At 71.7% G+C, this 19,116-nt stretch carries 14 protein-coding genes; 7 read left to right on the top strand and 7 right to left on the bottom strand.

The genetic code is table 11. From position 1 onward, the window contains the following. Positions 1–83: 83 nt before the first annotated feature. The 5 genes from FHR36_RS03730 to pyk all read left to right on the top strand — a co-directional run bounded on the left by FHR36_RS03730 (position 84) and on the right by pyk (position 8,938). On the top strand, positions 84–1,574 hold the full coding sequence (locus tag FHR36_RS03730) for a maltokinase N-terminal cap-like domain-containing protein (RefSeq protein WP_301329696.1): 1,491 nt from the start codon (positions 84–86) through the stop codon (positions 1,572–1,574). Further along, positions 1,523–3,952 carry a 1,4-alpha-glucan branching protein GlgB gene (glgB, locus tag FHR36_RS03725; RefSeq protein ID WP_407660797.1) on the top strand — a complete coding sequence of 810 codons (2,430 nt, stop codon included), beginning with the start codon at positions 1,523–1,525 and terminating at the stop codon, positions 3,950–3,952. The genes FHR36_RS03730 and glgB overlap by 52 nt, the downstream gene beginning before the upstream one ends. 122 nt (positions 3,953–4,074) lie before the next feature. Further along, the gene (pta, locus tag FHR36_RS03720; protein WP_253793717.1) at positions 4,075–6,204 is read left to right on the top strand and encodes a phosphate acetyltransferase; all 2,130 of its coding nucleotides are present in this window, start codon (positions 4,075–4,077) and stop codon (positions 6,202–6,204) included. Beyond that, complete coding sequence (locus tag FHR36_RS03715) at positions 6,201–7,406, top strand: acetate kinase (RefSeq protein ID WP_253793716.1); 1,206 nt, start codon at positions 6,201–6,203, stop codon at positions 7,404–7,406. Before pta ends, FHR36_RS03715 begins: the two co-directional genes overlap by 4 nt. 101 nt (positions 7,407–7,507) lie before the next feature. Further along, positions 7,508–8,938 (top strand): pyruvate kinase, encoded by a 1,431-nt coding sequence (pyk, locus tag FHR36_RS03710; RefSeq protein WP_253793715.1) that lies wholly within the window; start codon positions 7,508–7,510, stop codon positions 8,936–8,938. Between the two features lie 79 nt (positions 8,939–9,017). On the opposite strand, the gene FHR36_RS03705 is transcribed toward pyk, so the two are convergent. The 4 genes from FHR36_RS03705 to FHR36_RS03690 all read right to left on the bottom strand — a co-directional run bounded on the left by FHR36_RS03705 (position 9,018) and on the right by FHR36_RS03690 (position 13,112). Continuing rightward, positions 9,018–10,220 (bottom strand): hypothetical protein, encoded by a 1,203-nt coding sequence (locus FHR36_RS03705; RefSeq protein WP_253793714.1) that lies wholly within the window; start codon positions 10,218–10,220, stop codon positions 9,018–9,020. After that, positions 10,217–10,756 (bottom strand): DUF6114 domain-containing protein, encoded by a 540-nt coding sequence (locus FHR36_RS03700; protein ID WP_253793713.1) that lies wholly within the window; start codon positions 10,754–10,756, stop codon positions 10,217–10,219. The genes FHR36_RS03705 and FHR36_RS03700 overlap by 4 nt, the downstream gene beginning before the upstream one ends. Before the next feature lie 124 nt (positions 10,757–10,880). Next, a complete protein-coding gene (locus FHR36_RS03695) occupies positions 10,881–11,534 on the bottom strand; it encodes a DUF6230 family protein (protein WP_253793712.1) in 654 nt (217 codons plus the stop codon). Between the two features lie 597 nt (positions 11,535–12,131). Continuing rightward, positions 12,132–13,112 (bottom strand): tetratricopeptide repeat protein, encoded by a 981-nt coding sequence (locus FHR36_RS03690; protein ID WP_253793711.1) that lies wholly within the window; start codon positions 13,110–13,112, stop codon positions 12,132–12,134. Between the two features lie 334 nt (positions 13,113–13,446). Here FHR36_RS03690 and FHR36_RS03685 point away from each other — a divergent pair, with 334 nt between their 5' ends. Continuing rightward, the gene (locus tag FHR36_RS03685) at positions 13,447–14,091 is read left to right on the top strand and encodes a TetR/AcrR family transcriptional regulator (protein WP_253793710.1); all 645 of its coding nucleotides are present in this window, start codon (positions 13,447–13,449) and stop codon (positions 14,089–14,091) included. 76 nt (positions 14,092–14,167) lie between these two features. Here the strand turns inward: FHR36_RS03685 and FHR36_RS03680 are convergent, their stop codons facing one another. The 3 genes from FHR36_RS03680 to FHR36_RS03670 all read right to left on the bottom strand — a co-directional run bounded on the left by FHR36_RS03680 (position 14,168) and on the right by FHR36_RS03670 (position 16,968). Beyond that, positions 14,168–15,853 carry a coenzyme B12-dependent isobutyryl-CoA mutase large subunit gene (locus FHR36_RS03680; protein ID WP_253793709.1) on the bottom strand — a complete coding sequence of 562 codons (1,686 nt, stop codon included), beginning with the start codon at positions 15,851–15,853 and terminating at the stop codon, positions 14,168–14,170. 189 nt (positions 15,854–16,042) lie between these two features. Further along, complete coding sequence (locus FHR36_RS03675; RefSeq protein ID WP_253793708.1) at positions 16,043–16,375, bottom strand: DUF3817 domain-containing protein; 333 nt, start codon at positions 16,373–16,375, stop codon at positions 16,043–16,045. Positions 16,376–16,395: 20 nt separating this feature from the next. Beyond that, entirely contained in the window at positions 16,396–16,968 is a 573-nt protein-coding gene (locus tag FHR36_RS03670; protein ID WP_253793707.1) for a MarR family winged helix-turn-helix transcriptional regulator, read from the bottom strand. Between the two features lie 465 nt (positions 16,969–17,433). On the opposite strand from FHR36_RS03670, the gene FHR36_RS03665 reads away from it, so the two are divergent. Beyond that, a complete protein-coding gene (locus tag FHR36_RS03665; RefSeq protein WP_253793706.1) occupies positions 17,434–19,080 on the top strand; it encodes a M4 family metallopeptidase in 1,647 nt (548 codons plus the stop codon). Positions 19,081–19,116 lie beyond the last annotated feature (36 nt).

Genomic DNA, 19,116 nt, shown 5'->3' with positions numbered 1-19,116 from the left:
GCCGCGCCGCCGAAATCCGGAAGACTGACGGGCCCGGCCCACGACCCGTCGGGCAGTCGGCCCGCTTCCGGGGAAAGGGAGTCATGTCCGAAACCTCCCGTTCTCAAGCCCACGTGCACCGCGAGTCACCCGATGGCGCCCCCGCGCCGGTGGGGACCCGCACGGCCGGGGTCCGGAGAACCGCCGCGGGGGTCAGCGAGCTCGTCCAGGTGGCGCTGCCGCTGATCTCCGCGTGGCTCCCCACCCAGCGCTGGTACGCCGGCAAGGGCCGGGCGATCACCGGGCTGCACCCGGTGGTCGGCACCCCGCTGCAGGTCGGCGACCCCGCCCTGCTGCACCTGCTGCTCAGGGTCGAACACGGCGGCGGCGCGGCCGCCCAGGGCGACATCTACCAGCTGCTGCTCGGCATCCGCTCCCAGCCGCCGACCGGCATCGGCCCGCAGGCGGTGCTCGGCCGACTGGCCGGCGGCACGTACGACGGCGCGACCCTCTACGACGCGGTGCACGACCCCGAACTGACCGGGCGGCTGCTGGAGCACCTGGCCACCGGCGACCGCTTCGGCTCCCTCTCCTTCCGCCGCACCCCTGGCTCCGGCCTGCCCAGCAACATCCCCGGCCGGGCCTCCACCGCCGAGCAGTCCAACAGCTCGGTCATCTACGACACCTCCTTCATCCTCAAGCTCTTCCGACGGATCAGCCCCGGCACCAACCCGGACCTCGAACTCTCCCTGGCGCTCTCCCGCGCCGGCTCCACCCGGATCCCGCGCGTCGCCGCCTGGTTCGAGTCCCGGCTGGAGCGCTCGGAACCGGCCACCCTCGGCCTGCTCCAGCGCTACCTGCCGGACGCCGAGGACGGCTGGGAGCTGGCCCTGGACCAGGTCGCCCGGCTCAAGGGCGACCCCTCCCCGGGCAACTTCGCCATCGAGGCGCACCGCCTCGGCCGGGCCACCGCCGAGGTGCACCGGGTGCTGGCGCGCACCATGCCGACCGCCCGGCTGGACCGCGAGCGGATCGAACTGCTGGCCGGCGCCATGGCCGACCGGCTGGACTCCGCCGTGGCCGCCGTCCCCGGGCTGCTGCGCTACCGCTCCGCGCTGCGCGCCGCCTTCCAGCAGCTGACCGCCGACCACCTGGACGGACTCCAGGTCCAGCGGATCCACGGCGACCTGCACCTCGGCCAGGCGATGCGCACGCCGCAGGGCTGGGTGCTGCTCGACTTCGAGGGCGAGCCCGCCAAGCCGCTGGCCGAGCGCCGGCTGCCCCAGCCCGCGCTGCGGGACGTGGCCGCGATGCTGCGCTCCTTCGACTACGCCGCCGCCCACCTGCTGGCCGGCGCCCCCGGCCCCGACCCGGAGCTGGCCCACCTGGCCTCCGCCTGGGCGGCCCGCAACCGGGCGGCGTACTGCGCCGGCTACACCGCGGGCGGCGGCGACGACCCGACCGCGTCGCCGGAGCTGATGCGCGCCCTGGAGATCGACAAGGCGGTGTACGAGGTCGTGTACGAGGCCCGCCACCGGCCGAGCTGGCTCCCGATCCCGCTCGCCGCCATCAACCGCCTGGCCCTGACCGTCTGACGAGCCCTCGAACCCCCCTTCCTGGAGGATCCGCCGTGACACCGCTCGGCCCGAAGCGTGACCGCACCACCCCCGTGCCCGCCACCTTCCTGAACGGCACGGCCGGGCGGCCGGCCCCCGCTCGGGCGGCCCGGCGGCGCGAGCCCGTGGCGCCGCGGCGGGCCGAGCACCCGGACACGGTGCTCCGCCTCCCCGAGGCCCCGCTGCCGCCCAGCGAGGTCGACCGGCTGGTCTCCGGCGGCCACCACGACCCGCACGCCCTGCTCGGCGCCCACCTCACCACCGAGGGCACCGCGATCCGGGTGCTGCGGCCGTTCGCCGAGCGGATCGTGATCGAGACCGACCAGGGTCCGGCGGAGCTGACCCACCAGCACGGCGGTCTGTTCACCGGTCTGCTGCCCGGCCGCGAGTTCCCTGCCTACCGGTTGCGGGTGTCGTATCCGGGGGGTGAGCCGATGGTGCAGGAGGACGGGTACCGGATGGCTCCGACGTTGGGGGAGTTGGATCTGCATCTGATCGCGGAGGGTCGGCACGAGCGGTTGTGGACGGCGCTGGGTGCGCATGTGCGCACGGTCGAGGGCGTGGCGGGGGTGTCGTTCGCGGTGTGGGCGCCGAACGCGGTCGGGGTGCGGGTGATCGGTGACTTCAACCACTGGGACGGCACCGGGCATCCGATGCGCTCGCTCGGCTCGTCGGGGGTGTGGGAGCTGTTCGTCCCGGACCTGGCGGACGGTGCGACGTACAAGTTCCAGATCCGGACCCGGCAGGGCTGGGTGTTGGAGAAGGCCGACCCGCTGGCCCGCGCGGCGCAGTGCCCGCCGGCGACCGCGTCGGTGGTGCACACCTCCGGCTACGTGTGGGGTGACGGGGCGTGGATGGCGGCGCGGGCGGGGGCGGTGCACCACCGGGCGCCGATGTCGGTGTATGAGATCCATCTGCCGTCGTGGCGGCCGGATCTGGCCACGTACCGGGAGATCGCGGAGGTGCTGCCCGGCTATCTGGCCGGGATGGGCTTCACGCATGTGGAGTTCATGCCGGTGATGGAGCACCCGTTCGGTGGTTCGTGGGGCTACCAGGTGTCGGGGTTCTACGCGCCGACGGCCCGGTTGGGTTCGCCGGACGATTTCCGGTATCTGGTGGACGCGCTGCACCGGGCCGGGGTGGGGGTGATCGTGGACTGGGTGCCGGCGCACTTCCCGAAGGACGATTTCGCGCTGGCCCGGTTCGACGGTGAGCCGTTGTACGAGCCGGCGGATCCTTTGCGGGCGGAGCATCCGGACTGGGGGACGCTGGAGTTCGACTACGGGCGCACGGAGGTGCGGAACTTCCTGGTCGCGAACGCGGTGTACTGGTGCGAGGAGTTCCACGTCGACGGTCTGCGGGTGGACGCGGTGGCCTCCATGCTGTACCTGGACTACTCGCGTGAGGACGGTGCGTGGACGCCGAACCGGCACGGGGGTCGGGAGAACTGGGACGCGGCGTCGTTCCTGCAGGAGATGAACGCGACCGTGTACCGGCGCTGCCCGGGGGTGGTGACGGTGGCGGAGGAGTCGACGGCGTGGGACGGGGTGACCCGGCCGACCGATGCCGGGGGGCTCGGTTTCGGGTTGAAGTGGAACATGGGCTGGATGCACGACTCGCTGGTGTACATGGGCAAGGAGCCGGTGCACCGCAAGTACCACCACCACGAGATGACGTTCTCGATGGTGTACGCGTACTCGGAGAACTACATCCTGCCGATCTCGCACGACGAGGTGGTGCACGGGAAGCGGTCGCTGGCGGCGAAGATGCCGGGTGACTGGTGGCAGCAGCGGGCCAACCACCGCGCGTACCTGGGCTTCATGTGGGCGCATCCGGGCAAGCAACTCCTGTTCATGGGGCAGGAGTTCGCGCAGGGTGCGGAGTGGGATCACGAACACGGCCCGCAGTGGTGGGTCCTCGCCGACGAGTGGCCCGCCGCCGCCGAACACCGCGGCGTCCAGGACCTCGTCGCCGACCTCAACCACACCTACCGCGCCACCCCCGCCCTGTGGGAGCAGGACACCACCCCCGACGGCTTCACCTGGCTCGACGGCAACGCCGCCGACGACAACGTGTTCTCCTTCGTCCGGTTCGCCGCCGACGGCTCGCCGCTGGTCGCGCTCTGCAACTTCTCCCCCGTGGTCCGGCACAACCTCCGGGTCGGCCTGCCCCGCCTCGACAGCGCGGAGCAGCTGTGGGAGGAGGCGCTCAACACCGACGACGCCCGCTACGGCGGCAGCGGCGTGGCCAACTCCCACCCGGTGAAGGCCGAGGCCACCCCGTGGAACGGCCAGCCGCGCAGCGCCGAGGTCGTCCTGCCGCCGCTCTCCACCGTCTGGCTCCGCCCGGCGGGCTGACCGCCCGGCCGCCGGCGTTCCGGCCGCCGCCTGCCGACCCGACCCTGGGTGCGCACGCCTGTACGAGGTGCGAGGGTAGGGTCGGTACGGCAGCGGCTGGACGACGGGACGGAGAGATCCACGTGGCGCGCAGCGTGTACGTGACCGGCATCGATCGGGGCGACGGGCGCCAGGCCGTCGAACTCGGGGTCATGGAACTGCTCACCCGCCAGGTGGACCGGGTCGGGGTGTTCCGCCCGCTGGTGCACGCGCAGGCGCCCGGCGAGTCCGGCACCGACCACGTGGTGGAGTTGCTGCGCACCCGGTACCGGCTCGACCTGCCGCCCGCCGAGCTGTACGGCCTGACGTACGAGGAGGCGGCCGCCCTGCAGGCCGCCCAGGGGCAGGACGAGCTGGTGTCCGCCCTGGTCGACCGGTTCCGCGCCCTGGAGCGCCGCTGCCAGGCGGTGCTGGTGCTGGGCACCGACTTCGCGGACACCAACATCCCGGACGAGCTGGCGTTCAACGCCCGGCTGGCGAACGAGTTCGGCGCCTGGGTGCTGCCGGTGGTCGGCGGGCAGAACGGTGACCCGCAGGCGGTGGTGGCCGAGGTCCGCAACGCCCACCGCGCCTACGCCGACCTGGGCTGCTCCACCCTGGCGATGATCGCCAACCGGGTGGCGCCGGACGCCAAGCCGCAGGTGCTGGGCGCGCTCGCGGAGAAGCTGCCGGTGCCGGCGTACGTGATCCCGGAGGAGCTGGCGCTGGCCGCGCCGACGGTGGCGCAGCTGGTGGAGGCGACCGGCGCGGAGGTGCTGCTGGGCGACGCGGCGGGCCTGGCCCGGGACGTGCGCTCGTTCGTGTTCGGCGGCGCGATGCTGCCGACCTTCCTGCCCGCGCTCACCGAGGGCGCGCTGGTGGTCACCCCCGGGGACCGGGCCGACCTGGTGATCGGTGCGCTGGCGGCGCACGCGGCCGGTGCCCCGCCGATCGCCGGTGTGCTGCTGACGCTGGGCCAGCACCCGGGGCCCGATGTGATGGCGCTGGCCGCCCGGTTGGCGCCCGGTACGCCGGTGGCGGTGGTGCCGGGTGGCAGTTGGCCGACCGCGGCGACCCTGACCCATCTGGAGGGCCGGATCGGGCCGAACAGCCCGCGGAAGGCGGAGATCGCCCTGGGCCTGTTCGAACTCCACGTCGACACCGCCGAGTTGACCAAGCGGATCGAACTGGTCCGGTCCGAGCGGGTCACCCCGATGATGTTCGAGCACGAGCTGCTGGAGAAGGCCCGGGCCCGCCGCAAGCACCTGGTGCTGCCGGAGGGCACCGAGGACCGGGTGCTGCGCGCGGCCGAGGTGCTGCTGCGCCGCAACATCTGCGACCTGACCCTGCTCGGCGATCCGGAGGCGGTGCACCGGCGGGCGGCCGCGCTCGGCATCGTCCTGCCGGCCCCGGACGAGCGCGCCGACCGGGCCCAGGTGCGGATCGTCGACCCGGCGACCAGCCCGCTGCGCCAGCAGTTCGCCGAGCTGTACGCCAAGCTGCGCGCCCACAAGGGCATGACCGTCGAGCGCGCCCTGGACGTGGTCGCCGACGTCTCCTACTTCGGCACCCTGATGGTCGAGGAGGGCATCGCCGACGGCATGGTCTCCGGCGCGGCGCACTCCACCGCGGCGACCATCCGCCCGGCCTTCGAGGTGATCAAGACCTCGCCGGGCGCCGCGATCGTCTCCTCGGTCTTCTTCATGTGCCTGGCCGACCGGGTGCTGGTGTACGGCGACTGCGCGGTCAACCCGGATCCCGACGCCCAGCAGCTGGCCGACATCGCGATCCAGTCGGCCACCACGGCGGCGCGCTTCGGCGTGGAGCCGCGGGTGGCGATGCTCTCGTACTCGACCGGGACCTCGGGCAGCGGCGCGGACGTGGACAAGGTCCGCAGGGCCACCGAGCTGGTCCGCGAGCTGCGCCCGGACCTGCTGGTGGAGGGGCCGATCCAGTACGACGCGGCAGTGGACCCGCACGTCGCGGCGACCAAGCTGCCGGGCTCCGCGGTGGCCGGGCGGGCGACCGTCCTGGTCTTCCCGGACCTGAACACCGGCAACAACACCTACAAGGCGGTGCAGCGCTCGGCCGGGGCGGTGGCCGTCGGCCCGGTGCTGCAGGGTCTGCGCAAGCCGGTCAACGACCTGTCCCGCGGCGCCCTGGTCGAGGACATCGTCCACACCGTCGCCATCACCGCCGTCCAGGCCCAGGGCCTCGAAGGAGCAGCGCAGTGAGCGAAGGCACCCACGTCCTGGTCCTGAACGCCGGCTCCTCCTCGGTCAAGTACCAGCTGATCGACATGTTGGACGGCTCCCGGCGGGCGGCCGGCCTGGTGGAGCGGATCGGCGAGGGCGGCGGGCGGCTGGTGCACACCCCGCACGACGGTGAGCGGCGCGAGCAGGTCCAGGTCTTCGCGGACCACTCGGCCGCGCTGAAGGCGGTGGCCGAGGAGCTGGCCGCGGACGGGCTGGGCCTGGACTCGCCGGAGCTGGTCGCGATCGGCCACCGGGTGGTGCACGGCGGGCAGCGGTTCACCGCCCCGACGCTGATCACCGACGAGGTGGTGGCGGAGGTCCGCCGGCTGATCCCGGTGGCTCCGCTGCACAACCCGGCCAACATCACCGGCATCGAGGTCGCCCGCGCGCTGCGGCCCGACCTTCCGCAGGTCGCGGTCTTCGACACCGCCTTCCACGCGACGCTGCCCGAGCACGCGGCCCGGTACGCGATCGACCGGGCGGTCGCCGACGAGCACCGGGTGCGCCGCTACGGCTTCCACGGCACCTCCCACCAGTACGTCTCGCGGGCCACCGCCCGGCTGCTCGGCCGCGACCCGGCCGAGGTGAACGTGATCGTGCTGCACCTGGGCAACGGCGCCTCCGCCTCGGCGGTGGCCGGCGGGGTGTGCGTGGAGACCTCGATGGGGCTGACCCCGCTGGAGGGCCTGGTGATGGGCACCCGTTCGGGCGACGTGGACCCGGGCCTGGTGTTCCACCTGCACCGGGTCGGCGGGATGACAGTCGATGAGATCGACGACCTGCTCAACCGGCGCAGCGGGCTGCTGGGCCTGTGCGGGGACAACGACATGCGCGAGATCATGCGCCGCGCCGAGGAGGGCGACCCGGACGCCCGGCTCGCCTTCGACGCCTATGTCCACCGGCTGCGCAAGTACCTCGGTGCCTACTACGCGGTGCTCGGCCGGGTGGACGCGATCGCGTTCACCGCGGGCGTGGGCGAGAACGCCGCGCCGGTGCGCGCGGCGGCCTGCGCGGGGCTGGAGGAGCTGGGGATCGAGCTGGATCCGGAGCTGAATTCGGTGCGCTCCGGGGCGGCCCGGATCGTCTCCCCGCCGTACGCCCGGGTGGCGGTCGCGGTGGTGCCCACCGACGAGGAACTGGAGATCGCCCAGCAGGCCTTCGCCCTGGTCCGCGCGGCGTGAAATGACTACCCGTCAGTATCCCACCCCTCGGAATGTTCGTTGGCGATATCTGACGTTCTGCGGAGAATGCACCGATAACCCGAACGGATAGACTCACGGATATGCGCCGAGCGAAAATTGTCTGCACCCTGGGTCCTGCCACGGACTCCTACGAACAGCTGAAGGCCATCGTCGAAGCGGGCATGAACGTCGCCCGCCTGAACATGAGCCACGGCAACCACGCCGACCACGAGGAGCGTTATCTCAAGGTCCGGCAGGTCGCCGAGGACACCGGTCGCACCATCGGTGTGCTGGCCGACCTGCAGGGCCCGAAGATCCGCCTGGCGACCTTCGCCAACGGCCCGGTGACCGTCGACAACGGTGACTTCTTCACCATCACCACCGAGGATGTGCCCGGGGACCAGCACATCTGCGGCACCACCTACAAGGGCCTGCCCGGCGATGTGAAGGCCGGCGACCCGATCCTGATCAACGATGGCGTCATCGCCCTGGAGGTCGTCAGCGTCGACGGCCCGCGGGTGAAGACCGTGGTGATCGAGGGCGGCGTGCTCTCGAACAACAAGGGCATCAACCTGCCCGGCGCGGCGGTCAACGTCCCCGCGCTCTCCGAGAAGGACAAGGACGACCTCCGCTTCGCCCTTCGCCTGGGCGTCGACATGGTCGCGCTGTCCTTCGTCCGCAACGCCGCGGACATCCACGACGTGCACAAGGTGATGGACGAGGTCGGCATCCGCGTCCCGGTCATCGCCAAGATCGAGAAGCCGCAGGCCGTCGAGGCGATGGAGGAGATCGTCCTCGCCTTCGACGCGATCATGGTGGCCCGTGGCGACCTGGCGGTGGAGTACCCGCTGGAGAAGGTCCCGCTGGTCCAGAAGCAACTGATCACGCTCGCCCGCCGCAACGCCAAGCCGGTGATCGTCGCCACCCAGATGATGGAGTCGATGATCCACGCCTCGCGTCCGACCCGCGCCGAGGTCTCCGACGTCGCCAACGCCATCCTGGACGGCGCCGACGCGGTGATGCTCTCCGCCGAGTCCAGCGTCGGCAAGTACCCGGTCGAGACCGTCAAGACCATGAGCCGGATCGCCGAGCGGGCCGAGGAGGAGCTGCTCGCGCAGGGCCTCCAGCCGCTCAACCCGGGCCGCAAGCCGCGCACCCAGTCGGGCTCGGTCGCCCGCGCCGCGTGCGAGCTGGGCGACTTCCTGAACGGCCAGGCGCTGATCGCGTTCACCAAGTCCGGTGACACCGCCCGCCGCCTGTCCCGGTACCGCTCGCCGATCCCGGTGATCGCGTTCACGCCGGACGCCGCCACCCGCAACCAGCTCTCGCTGAGCTGGGGCGTCGAGGCGTACGTGACCGAGCAGGTGGAGACCACCGACGAGATGGTCGCCCAGGTCGACCGGGAGCTGCAGCGGATGAACCGCCTGGCCGAGGGTGACACCGTGATCGTCACCGCCGGCTCGCCGCCCGGCATCCCCGGCACCACCAACATGGTCCAGGTCCACCACCTGGGCACCCGCGCCGCCGGCTGAGCCGGACGCCGCACGGCCGAGGGGCGGCCCTCCCGGTGATCCGGGAGGGCCGCCCCTCTGGCGTGCCGATCCGTCCGGCTCAGCCGTCGTACGGCGTCTCGTCGTTGTAGAGCTTCATGCCGGGGATGGTCAGGTCGCCGCCGAACTGGCCGGCCTGGACGGCCTTGGCCTGGTCCAGGGTGATGTCCAGCGGGATCGGGATCGCGCCGATCAGGTCCCACAGCCACTTCGGCAGGGTGTCCGGGGTGAGGGTGATCTCGCCCAGGTCGATCGGGATCGGCAGGCCGTAGATCGCCGACAGGTGGCCCGAGAGGCTCTCCACGTACATGGTGATCGGGCCGTTGCGCATGGTCGAGGTCGAGCCGGGCCGGCCCTTCACGTGGAAGGTCTTGCCGGGGATCTCGATGGTCGACATGTCGAGGTCGCCGATGTCCACCGACGCGGTGGTGAACTTCAGGACCCGCTTGGTGCCGGACTCGGTCTTCACGTCGTAGATGCCGTTGAACACCGAGCCGTGCAGGGCCAGCTTGCTGGAGTGCAGCACCCAGTTCTGGTCCGGGACGACGTGGCCGGAGGGGGCCGCCTTCGCGGTCAGGCCGCGGGCGCTCACCATGCAGTTCGGGTCGGCCGAGGCGGAAGCGGTGGGTGCGGCGGCCGCCTTCCCCGAGGTACCGCTCTTCGCGTCGGCGCTCGGCGCCGGCGTGGCGGCCCGCCCGGCGGGGGCCGACGCGGCCGGAGCCGAGGGGACGGTGGCGCCGGTCGACCCGGCAGGGGCGGACGGGGTGGGCGCCGGGGTGGCGGTGGCCGTCTTGGCCGACGGGGTGGGCGTCGGGGTCGGCGTACCGCCCGGGTGGATGATCCCGTTCAGCAGGTCGTCGATCAGACCGGCCTGCTGAACCGTGCCCGTGGAGCTCCCGGTGGTGCCGGTGAAGACCGCGGGGACGGCGGCGGCCGTACCCGGCTGGACCGCCGACTTGGTCACCGTGGAGCCGGTGCCGGCCGTCCTGCCCGCGGCGGCGGTGCTGGTGCCCGAGTCGGGCAGCACCTTGATCTCGCTCTTGGGGACCGGGGTCTCCTCCAGCACCCGGTCCGGGGTGGAGGCGCAGGCCTTGCCCGCCGTGGTGTCGGCCGACGCCAGGGTCGGCGTGTAGGCCGCGCCGACCAGCAGGGCGGTCGGGACGGCGGCGATCGCCAGCGCCCGGCCGCGCAGCCGACTGCGGACGCCGACCCGGGGCGCGGCGTGCCGGGGACCCGGCAGCTGCGGCTCGTCTCGGTCGGTCACTTCTGCTCCCCGGGCTCGGTGGCCAGCGGTGCGGTGGTGGACTGGGTGGGCAGCGGCACGGTCTGCTCGGCCGGCTGCTCGGCGGCCATCTCGGCGGTCGCTGTGGTCTCGGCCGTCCCGTCGGCCGGTACGGCCTCGACGACCGGCAGCGGCGCCCAGGCGACCATCAGGCCGCCGGCGATCAGGCCGGGGATCAGGCCGAGCCCGAAGCCGCCCAGGTTGGAGACCGGGATGGAGACCAGGGCCAGCACGCTGGTGGCGACACCGCAGAAGATCCGGACCAGCGGCTGGAACCACACGGTCAGACCGAGGGCGATGATCAGGATGCCGATGATCAGCGAACCCGCGCCCGCGGTGGTCGACATCGCGATGGACATGCCGTTGAGGGAGAGGTGCGCGTACGGCAGGTAGAGGATCGGGACGCCGGCGATCATGGCCAGCAGGCCACCCCAGAACGGCCGGGTGCGACGCCAGGCGCGAAACTTTCCGTCCGTCCTGACCGGCTCGGGAAAGGCCTCGGCGGTAGCGCTGGACATGATGCACTCCTCGATGATGTGTACGAGGGGGAGGTACCTGTTGGTTCGGCCGGAGGCGGCGAGCCGCCTCCGGCCAAGGGGTCCGTCATGACGTCACGCCAATCGGCGCGGCGTCAGTTCCGGATCAGTAGCACTCGACGCCCGCGCCGTTGCCCTGCTTGATGTTGAGCTTCAGGCCGGCCAGCTTGAACGTGCCGGCCGAGGTGGCCCACGCGGTCTGCTGGACACCGGTCAGGTGCGCCTCGCGGGCGGCCTGGGCGAAGCCCTGGGCGCCGGTCGGCAGCGCGTTGCCGTCCGCCTTGTACTTGTCGACCGCGCCGCCCTTGAGGGTGGACGCGTCCTGGCCGATGTTGATGTCGTAGAACGTCGCGTCGGCGTTGAGCTGCTCGACGTCCAGCATCAGGTTGGTCGCCTCGACCTGCTTGTCGCCCTGGCCGGCGTTGAGCACCAGGGTCCAGTGGCCGAGCGGGCCGAGGTTGGTGTCGACCGACTGGCACAGGTTCTTGATCGTCGCGCTGTCGAAGCCGGAGATCGCGACCGGGTGGTAGGTCTTGACGCCCTTGCTGTCCGGCGCCGAGGCGTCCACGCCGCCGAACTGCGTGAAGCCGTAGCCGTGCAGGTCGTCGGTGGTGACCTTGAAGCTCTGGCCCGAGATGCTGAACGAGGCGGCGAGCGCGCTGTTCGCCAGGCTGATGCCGATCGCGGCCGTCGCGGCGACGCTGGGCACCATCACCAGGGCGAAGCGCTTCCAGCGGGTCTTGCCGTAAGACTGGGACATGCATGTCCTCCTTCTAGGACGTACATCTCCGGCCGGATGTCCGGTGCGTCCCGCACAGGGCCCGGCCCGGGATGGGAGAGAGCTACGTCCTCGGTAGCGGAGAGCGCCGGCGCGTCGTCTCCGACGTCGGCGATCACCCCCGAGCGACAACCGTGCGGCCGCGCGGGATGCGCGACCACCAGAGGACAGGAACCGCGGTGTGGGATCTGCGGCTACCCCCCTGTCCTCACAACCGCCGACCGGGGCCGGCGGTCACCCGGTGGGGATCCCTCCGAACGGGAGGGACCGGGCGTGGCCGATCGTGCTTGAATCCCGGGCGAAGCACAAGGGGTGCGTTACTGACGGGTAATCCAACAATGGATGTCGTCGATCATGAACCCGGGCTCGTCATCACTCTGCGTGAGATTCGCCCCCTGGAGACCCATCGCCATCCGGGCGAAACACGGACGAAACACCACCGCCGATCACCCGAGGTGACCGGCGGTCGGTGTTATCAAGATTTGATAAAGCTGTGTGGATTGCGCCCGATTGTCGTCAAATCCCCGCGACACCGCAGGTCATCTGCCGTGCCACCGGGGGCCGGTGACGGATCCCCGGCTAGAACAGCACCCGCGCCAGCGCACCGCGCGCGGCGATCACCCGCGGGTCGTCCGGGCCGATCACCTCGAACAGCTCCAGCAGGCGCAGCCGGACCGTGTCGCGGTCCTCGCCGAACGTCCGGGAGACCGTGTCGACCAGCCGGCCGAAGGCGTCCTCGACGTGCCCGCCGACCAGGTCCAGGTCGGCCGCGCGCAGCTGCGCCTCGACGTCCTTGGGGCCCTGCGCCGCGGCGGCCCGCACCTCCTGCGGGTCCAGCGCCTCCACCCGGTGCAGCAGCTGGGCCTGGGCCAGGCCGAGCTTGGCCTCCTGGTGGCCCGGCCGCTCGGACAGCACGTTCTGGTAGGCCTGGATGGCGCCGCCCAGGTCGCCGCGGTCCAGCGCCTCGTGCGCGGCCTCCAGCACCGGGTCGGTAGGCGCCACCGGGGCGGCCGCGGGCCGCTCGCCACCCGCGACGTTCAGGCCGACCACGCCGAAGCGCTGCTCGGCGACGGCGATCAGCTGGTCCAGCACCTTGCGGACGTTGGCCTCGCTCTCCGCGCCCTGGAACAGCGGGACGAGCTGGCCGGCCACCACCGCCATCACGGCCGGGATGGACTGGATGCCGAACTGCTGGGCCAGCAGCTGGTTGGCCTCGACGTCGATCTTGGCGAGCACGATCCGGCCGGCGTACTCCTCGGCCAGGCGCTCCAGGATCGGGCTGAGCTGCTTGCACGGGCCGCACCAGTCGGCCCAGAAGTCGACCACGACGGGGACCTCGGTCGAGCGCTGCACGACCTCGGTCTCGAAGGTCTCCTCGGTGACGTCGAGGACGAGCTGGTGGGCGTCGGCCGGTTCGCCGCCGCCGGCCTCCGCCTGGCGGGCCCGTTCGGCCCGGGCCTGCTCGGCCTTGTGGGCGGCCTCTCCGGCCGCCTTCACCGCGGCGAGGTCCACCGCGCCGCGCAGGGCGGAGCTGTTGAGACGCGTATTCCGTGACTGCATGGCACCATCCTCCCCCGTCGGCGGCGCTAACGGGCGCCATCCGCCCGGAAAAGGTCGTATCGGGCCGATGCCCCGCGCGTCGTGCTGCCGTGTGCGGCGCGGATCCCCACCCGCGCCGGGCGCCCTCCCGATCCCGTGGGAAGGCGCGTTCGGTCGTCGCTCTTTCGCTACTGGTCGTAGCGTATCTGCCCCGGGGGCCCGTCCCGCAAGCCCTTCGGACGCATCGGGGACGTGAGCTGTCCCACTTTCCCGGCGCGGCCCGATGCCGGAAGCCCCACCCGCTCGCTACGGTGTCAGTCCCAAGTTACTTCCCGGTAAACCGCAAGGAGGCTCGGTGGCCCCCACCACCCAGCAGCCCGCCGAGCCCGCCGCCCCCACCCGCGGCAAGGGCCGGCCCCGCAGCGCTGCCGCCGACCTCGCGATCCTGGAGGCGACCCGGCAGGCCCTCGCCGAACTGGGCTGGGGCGGCCTGACCATGGGCGACGTCGCCACCCGCGCGGGCGTCGCCAAGACCACCCTCTACCGGCGCTGGCCGTCCAAGAACGAGCTGGTGGTGGACGCCATGGCGATCCTGTTCGACCAGCTCGAGGTCGCCGACATGGGCAGCCTCCAGGCCGACGTCGAGGCCGTGGTCGCCCAGTTCGCCGACCTGCTCAGCCGGCCCGAGACCCAGGCCGCGCTGCTGGCGCTGTTCGCCGAGGGCAGCCGCGACCCGCAGCTGCGCCGGCGCATCCAGGAACAGATCGTCGAACCGCAGAAGGTCCTCGTGCAGCAGGGCCGGGCCAACGCCCAGGCGCGCGGCGAGATGGTCCCCGACGAGGACGAGCACGCCGCCTGCGAGGAGATCGACATCATCTTCGACACCATCGCCGGCACCGTCGAGCACCGCCTGCTGGTCAGTGGCCGCCCGGTCACCCAGGAGTGGATCCACCGCTTCGCGACCCTGCTGCTGAACGCCTTCCCGGGGACCACCTGCTAGCCGCTCCCCGGGAACGCGCAGGGGCGCCGGGAGGGTTCTCCCGACGCCCCGTACGGCTCTGCGGCTCCTGCCCGGCTCAGAACCGGGCGGTCTCCACGTAGACGCCCCACTCCGCGCGCAGCGCGTGGCAGATCTCGCCCAGCGTCGCCTCGGCGCGGACCGCCTGCAGCATCGGCGGGATCATGTTCTCGCCCGAGCGGGCCGCCGCCAGCATGGCGTCCAGGCCGGCCCGGACCGCCGCCTCGTCGCGGGCCGCCTTGCGGGCGCCCAGCGCCCGCACCTGCTCGCGCTCGACCTCGTGGCTGACCCGGAGGATCTCCAGCTCGGGGGTGACGGAGCGGGGGTGGCAGTTGACGCCGACGACCCGCTTGTCGCCCTTCTCCAGCGAACGCTGGTACTGGAACGCCGCCTCGGCGATCTCCCCGGTGAACCAGCCGTCGTCGATCCCCTTCAGGATGCCGGCGGTCATCGGGCCGATCGGGTGGTCCGCCGAGCCCTTCGCCATGATCCGGGCGAAGATCTCCTCCGCCTGCGCCTCGATCCGGTCGGTCAGCGCCTCCACGTACCACGAACCGCCCAGCGGGTCCGCGACGTTGGTGACGCCGGTCTCCTCCATGATCACCTGCTGGGTGCGCAGCGCGATCTCCGCCGCCTGCTCGCTCGGCAGCGCCAGGGTCTCGTCCAGCGCGTTGGTGTGCAGCGAGTTGGTGCCGCCGAGGACCGCCGACAGCGCCTCGACCGCGGTGCGGACCACGTTGTTGTACGGCTGCTGCGCGGTCAGCGAGACGCCCGCCGTCTGGGTGTGGAAGCGCAGCCACTGCGCCTTGTCCGTCTTCGCGCCGAAGTGGTCGCGCATCCAGCGGGCCCAGATCCGGCGGGCCGCGCGGAACTTGGCGATCTCCTCGAAGAAGTCCAGGTGCGCGTCGAAGAAGAAGGACAGGCCCGGCGCGAACACGTCCACGTCCAGCCCGCGGGACAGGCCCAGCTCCACGTACGCCAGACCGTCGGCGAGCGTGTACGCCAGCTCCTGCGCGGCCGTCGCCCCCGCCTCGCGGATGTGGTAGCCGGAGACCGACAGCGGCTTGTACGCCGGGATGCCCTCGGCGCAGTACTCCATCAGGTCGCCGATCAGGCGCAGGTGCGGCTCGGGAGCGAACAGCCACTCCTTCTGCGCGATGTACTCCTTGAAGATGTCCGTCTGCAGCGTGCCGTTGAGGACGCCCGGGTCGACGCCCTGGCGCTCCGCCGCCACCAGGTACATGCAGAAGATCGGGACGGCCGGGCCGCTGATCGTCATCGAGGTGGTGACCTCGCCGAGCGGGATGCCGCGGAACAGCACCTCCATGTCGGCCGCCGAGTCGATCGCCACGCCGCAGTGGCCGACCTCGCCGAGCGACCGGGCGTCGTCCGAGTCGTAGCCCATCAGGGTGGGCATGTCGAAGGCGACGGAGAGGCCGCCGCCGCCCGCCTCCAGGATCATCCGGTAGCGCTCGTTGGTCTGCTCCGCGTTGCCGAAGCCGGCGAACTGGCGGATGGTCCAGGTGCGACCGCGGTAGCCGGTCGGGTGCAGACCGCGGGTGTACGGGTACTCGCCCGGCCAGCCGATCCGCTCGAAGCCCTCCACCGGCTGCCCCGCCGGCGGGCCGTACACGGGCTCCACGTCGTCGCCGCTCAGCGTGGTGAAGTCCGCGTCGCGCTTGCGCGCCTTGTCGTACCGCTGCTGCCAGCGCTGCCGGCCGGCCTCGATCTCGTCGGCGTCCATCGAACCGAACTCCACTCCGTACGGCCGCCACGTCGTCGGGGACGGCTACTACTAGGACGTCCTACCAATTTACTCGGACGTCCTACTATCTGTCGACAGCAACCCGCGCCGCCGGAGGTCACATCAACGCAAAAGGCGCCCCTCCCGTGCGGTACGGGAGGGGCGCCGGCAGAGGGTGGCGGCGGCCGGTCAGACGGCGGCGGGCTCCGGGGCGACGATCAGCGGGGCGACCTCGCGGGAGACCTTGCGCTCGACGAAGAACGCGGCGGTCGGGATGGTGCCGGCGAGCAGGATCCAGGCGAGCTTGGGGAGCGGCCACTTGGCCTTGGTGCCCAGGTCGAAGGCGAGCACCAGGTAGACCACGTACAGCCAGCCGTGCGCGATGCCGACCGCGGTGGTGAAACCGGCCGCACCGGAGATGTCCAGGACGTACTTGGCGATCACCCCGAGGGTGAGCAGGATCAGGAGGACACCGGTGATGTAGGCCAGCGCCCGGTAGCGGGTCAGCACACTCTGCTTCATGGCATCGAGGGTAACCGCCCCTACACCGCTCCCCCGCCGTGGCCCTGCTCACCCGGTTCGCCGTGCGCCGCAGCGTGCGCCCCGCTGTGCGGGGCGAAGTCGCCGGCGGCCACGCGCAGCGGTCGCAGCAGGTCGAACACCTGCTGGCACTGGTCGGCGTCGTAGCCCTCCAGGCCGAAGTCGATGGCCATCAGTTCGCGGGTGGCCTGCTCGACCACCTCGCGGCCGCGGTCGGTGATGGTGGCGAGGACGCCGCGGCCGTCGAGCGGGTTGGGGCGGCGGGCGACCAGGCCGGCCCGCTCCAGGCGGTCGACGGTGTTGGTGACGCTGGTGGGGTGGACCATCAGCCGTTCGCCGATCTTGGAGAGCGGGAGCTCGCCGGTGCGGCTGAAGGTGAGCAGCACCAGGGCCTCGTAGCGGGCGAAGGTCAGGCCGTAGGGCTTGACCACCGCGTCGACGCGGGAGAGCAGGATCTGGTGGGCGCGCATCACCGAGGTGATCGCCGCCATCGAGGGGACGCCGCCCCAGCGGCGGGTCCACAGCTCGTCGGCGCGGGCGATCGGGTCGAAGTCGAGGGCGAGGGGCTTGGGCACCTTTCCACCGTACCGGCGGGTGAGGGGCGGGGTAGCAGGTGTCCACGATGCTGGACAAGGGCCGGTACTTGGCGGGATCACGCCAACGATCTTCGGCGGGCCGAACTGGCGAATCCCTACGCCGGATATTCGGGCAATATTCAGTGAAATAACCAGAGTTGGCGTCTGCGCAGACCGCAGAGCCTTCGTTCGCGGTGAAACCAGCCGACTCGGTTGACCTGCATACATCGGGTGCTGGCGAGAGTTTGCCAACTATTGCCGCAACGCTGTCATTTCATTTGAGTGATTGTCATGCTTCTGGCCAGCCCCGTTCGACACCCGCCGGCCCCCCACCCGCCGCCAGGTGTCGGTTGACCGCACGGAGCAGCACGTCAGCGCCCGTTCCGCCCCAGCAGGCACTAACCCCGGTGCCCCGGAGCGGCGCGCGACCGCCCACACGCGGTTGGTCCGGAAGGAAACCCGTACGTGAAGCGCAAGCTCGCAGTCGGCGCCGTTCTCTCTGCCTCGGCCATCCTCGCCAGCGCGATCCAGGTGAGCGCCGGTATCGCCCAGGCCGCCCCCGCCCCCGTCGGCCAGTCTGCGGCCGCCCAGCACCGCGGTGAACTCCTCTCTCTCGCCAACGCCCAGGCCCCCGCCGCGGCCAAGGCCCTCGGCCTCGGCGGCCAGGAGAAGCTGGTCGTCAAGGACGCCGTCGTCGACGCCGACGGCACCCGCCACTTCCGTTACGAGCGCACCTTCGCCGGCATGCCGGTGCTCGGCGGCGACCTCGTCGTCCACCAGGACGCCAAGGGCGCGGTGAAGACCAGCGACGTCGCCGTGAAGGGCTCCATCGCCCCGGCCTCGCTGAGCCCGAAGCTCTCCGCCGACCAGGCCGCCGCCAAGGCGACCGGCGCCGTGCAGTCCACCGTGGGCATCACCCAGGACAAGGACGAGGCCGCGCTCACCTCGGTCACCCAGGCCCGCGGCGCCGAGCTGGTGGTCTGGGCCGCCGACGGCGCCCCGCGCCTGGCGTACCGCACCACCGTCGAGGGCATGCGCGCCGACGGCACCCCGAGCCGCCAGCTGATCGTGAGCGACGCCGCCACCGGTGCGGTGCTCTCCACCCACGAGCAGATCCAGACCGCCAACGCGACCGGCACCGGCAACGGCCTGTTCGTCGGCAGCGTCCCGCTGACCACGAACTACACGGGTTCGACGTACCAGCTGAAGGACGCCAGCCGCGGCGGCCAGTACACCACCAACCTGAAGAACAGGACCTCGGGCAACGGCACCCTCTTCACCGACAGCGACAACGCCTGGGGCAACGGCGCGGTCTCCGACGCCGCCTCCGCGGCGGTCGACGCGCAGTACGGCGCGGCGGTCACCTGGGACTTCTACAAGAACACCTTCGGCCGCAACGGCATCCGCAACGACGGTGTCGGCGCCTTCAGCCGGGTCCACTACGGCCGCAACTACGTCAACGCGTTCTGGGACGACTCCTGCTTCTGCATGACGTACGGCGACGGCGCCTCCAACACCCACCCGCTGACCGAACTGGACGTCTCGGGCCACGAGATGAGCCACGGCGTCACCGCCAACACGGCCGGCCTGAACTACTCGGGTGAGTCCGGCGGCCTGAACGAGGCCACCTCGGACATCATGGGCACGATGGTGGAGTTCTACGCCAACGCGCCGAAGGACAAGCCCGACTACCTCATCGGCGAGCTGATCAACCTCAACGGCGACGGCACCCCGCTGCGCTACATGGACAAGCCCTCCAAGGACGGCGGTTCGGCCGACTACTGGTCCTCCACCGTCGGCAGCAAGGACGTCCACTACTCCTCGGGTGTGGCGAACCACTTCTTCTACCTGCTGGCCGAGGGCAGCGGCGCCAAGACCATCAACGGCGTCAGCTACAACTCGCCGACGTACAACGGCTCCACGCTGACCGGGATCGGCCGCGACAAGGCGGCGCAGATCTGGTACCGCGCGCTGACCGTGTACTTCACCTCGACCACCAACTACGCCGGTGCCCGCACCGGCACGCTGAACGCGGCGAAGGACCTGTACGGGGCCGGCTCGGCCGAGTACAACGCCGTCGCGGCGGCCTGGTCCGGGGTCAACGTCAACTGACGTAACGACCGCCCGGCCTGACAGACCCGCGGCCGC

The organism is Kitasatospora cinereorecta, assembly GCF_024172095.1.
Classification (GTDB): Bacteria; Actinomycetota; Actinomycetes; order Streptomycetales; family Streptomycetaceae; genus Kitasatospora; species Kitasatospora cinereorecta.
This window is presented reverse-complemented; position numbering and strand designations above follow the sequence as displayed.

What these genes read in the sequence shown, in the direction of transcription:
- FHR36_RS03695 (WP_253793712.1), bottom strand. Translation starts at nt 11,534, where the DNA reads ATGTCCCAGTCTTACGGCAAGACCCGCTGGAAGCGCTTCGCCCTGGTG.
- FHR36_RS03680 (WP_253793709.1), bottom strand. Translation starts at nt 15,853, where the DNA reads ATGGACGCCGACGAGATCGAGGCCGGCCGGCAGCGCTGGCAGCAGCGG.
- pyk (WP_253793715.1), top strand. Translation starts at nt 7,508, where the DNA reads ATGCGCCGAGCGAAAATTGTCTGCACCCTGGGTCCTGCCACGGACTCC.
- FHR36_RS03690 (WP_253793711.1), bottom strand. Translation starts at nt 13,112, where the DNA reads ATGCAGTCACGGAATACGCGTCTCAACAGCTCCGCCCTGCGCGGCGCG.
- FHR36_RS03730 (WP_301329696.1), top strand. Translation starts at nt 84, where the DNA reads ATGTCCGAAACCTCCCGTTCTCAAGCCCACGTGCACCGCGAGTCACCC.
- FHR36_RS03700 (WP_253793713.1), bottom strand. Translation starts at nt 10,756, where the DNA reads ATGTCCAGCGCTACCGCCGAGGCCTTTCCCGAGCCGGTCAGGACGGAC.
- FHR36_RS03675 (WP_253793708.1), bottom strand. Translation starts at nt 16,375, where the DNA reads ATGAAGCAGAGTGTGCTGACCCGCTACCGGGCGCTGGCCTACATCACC.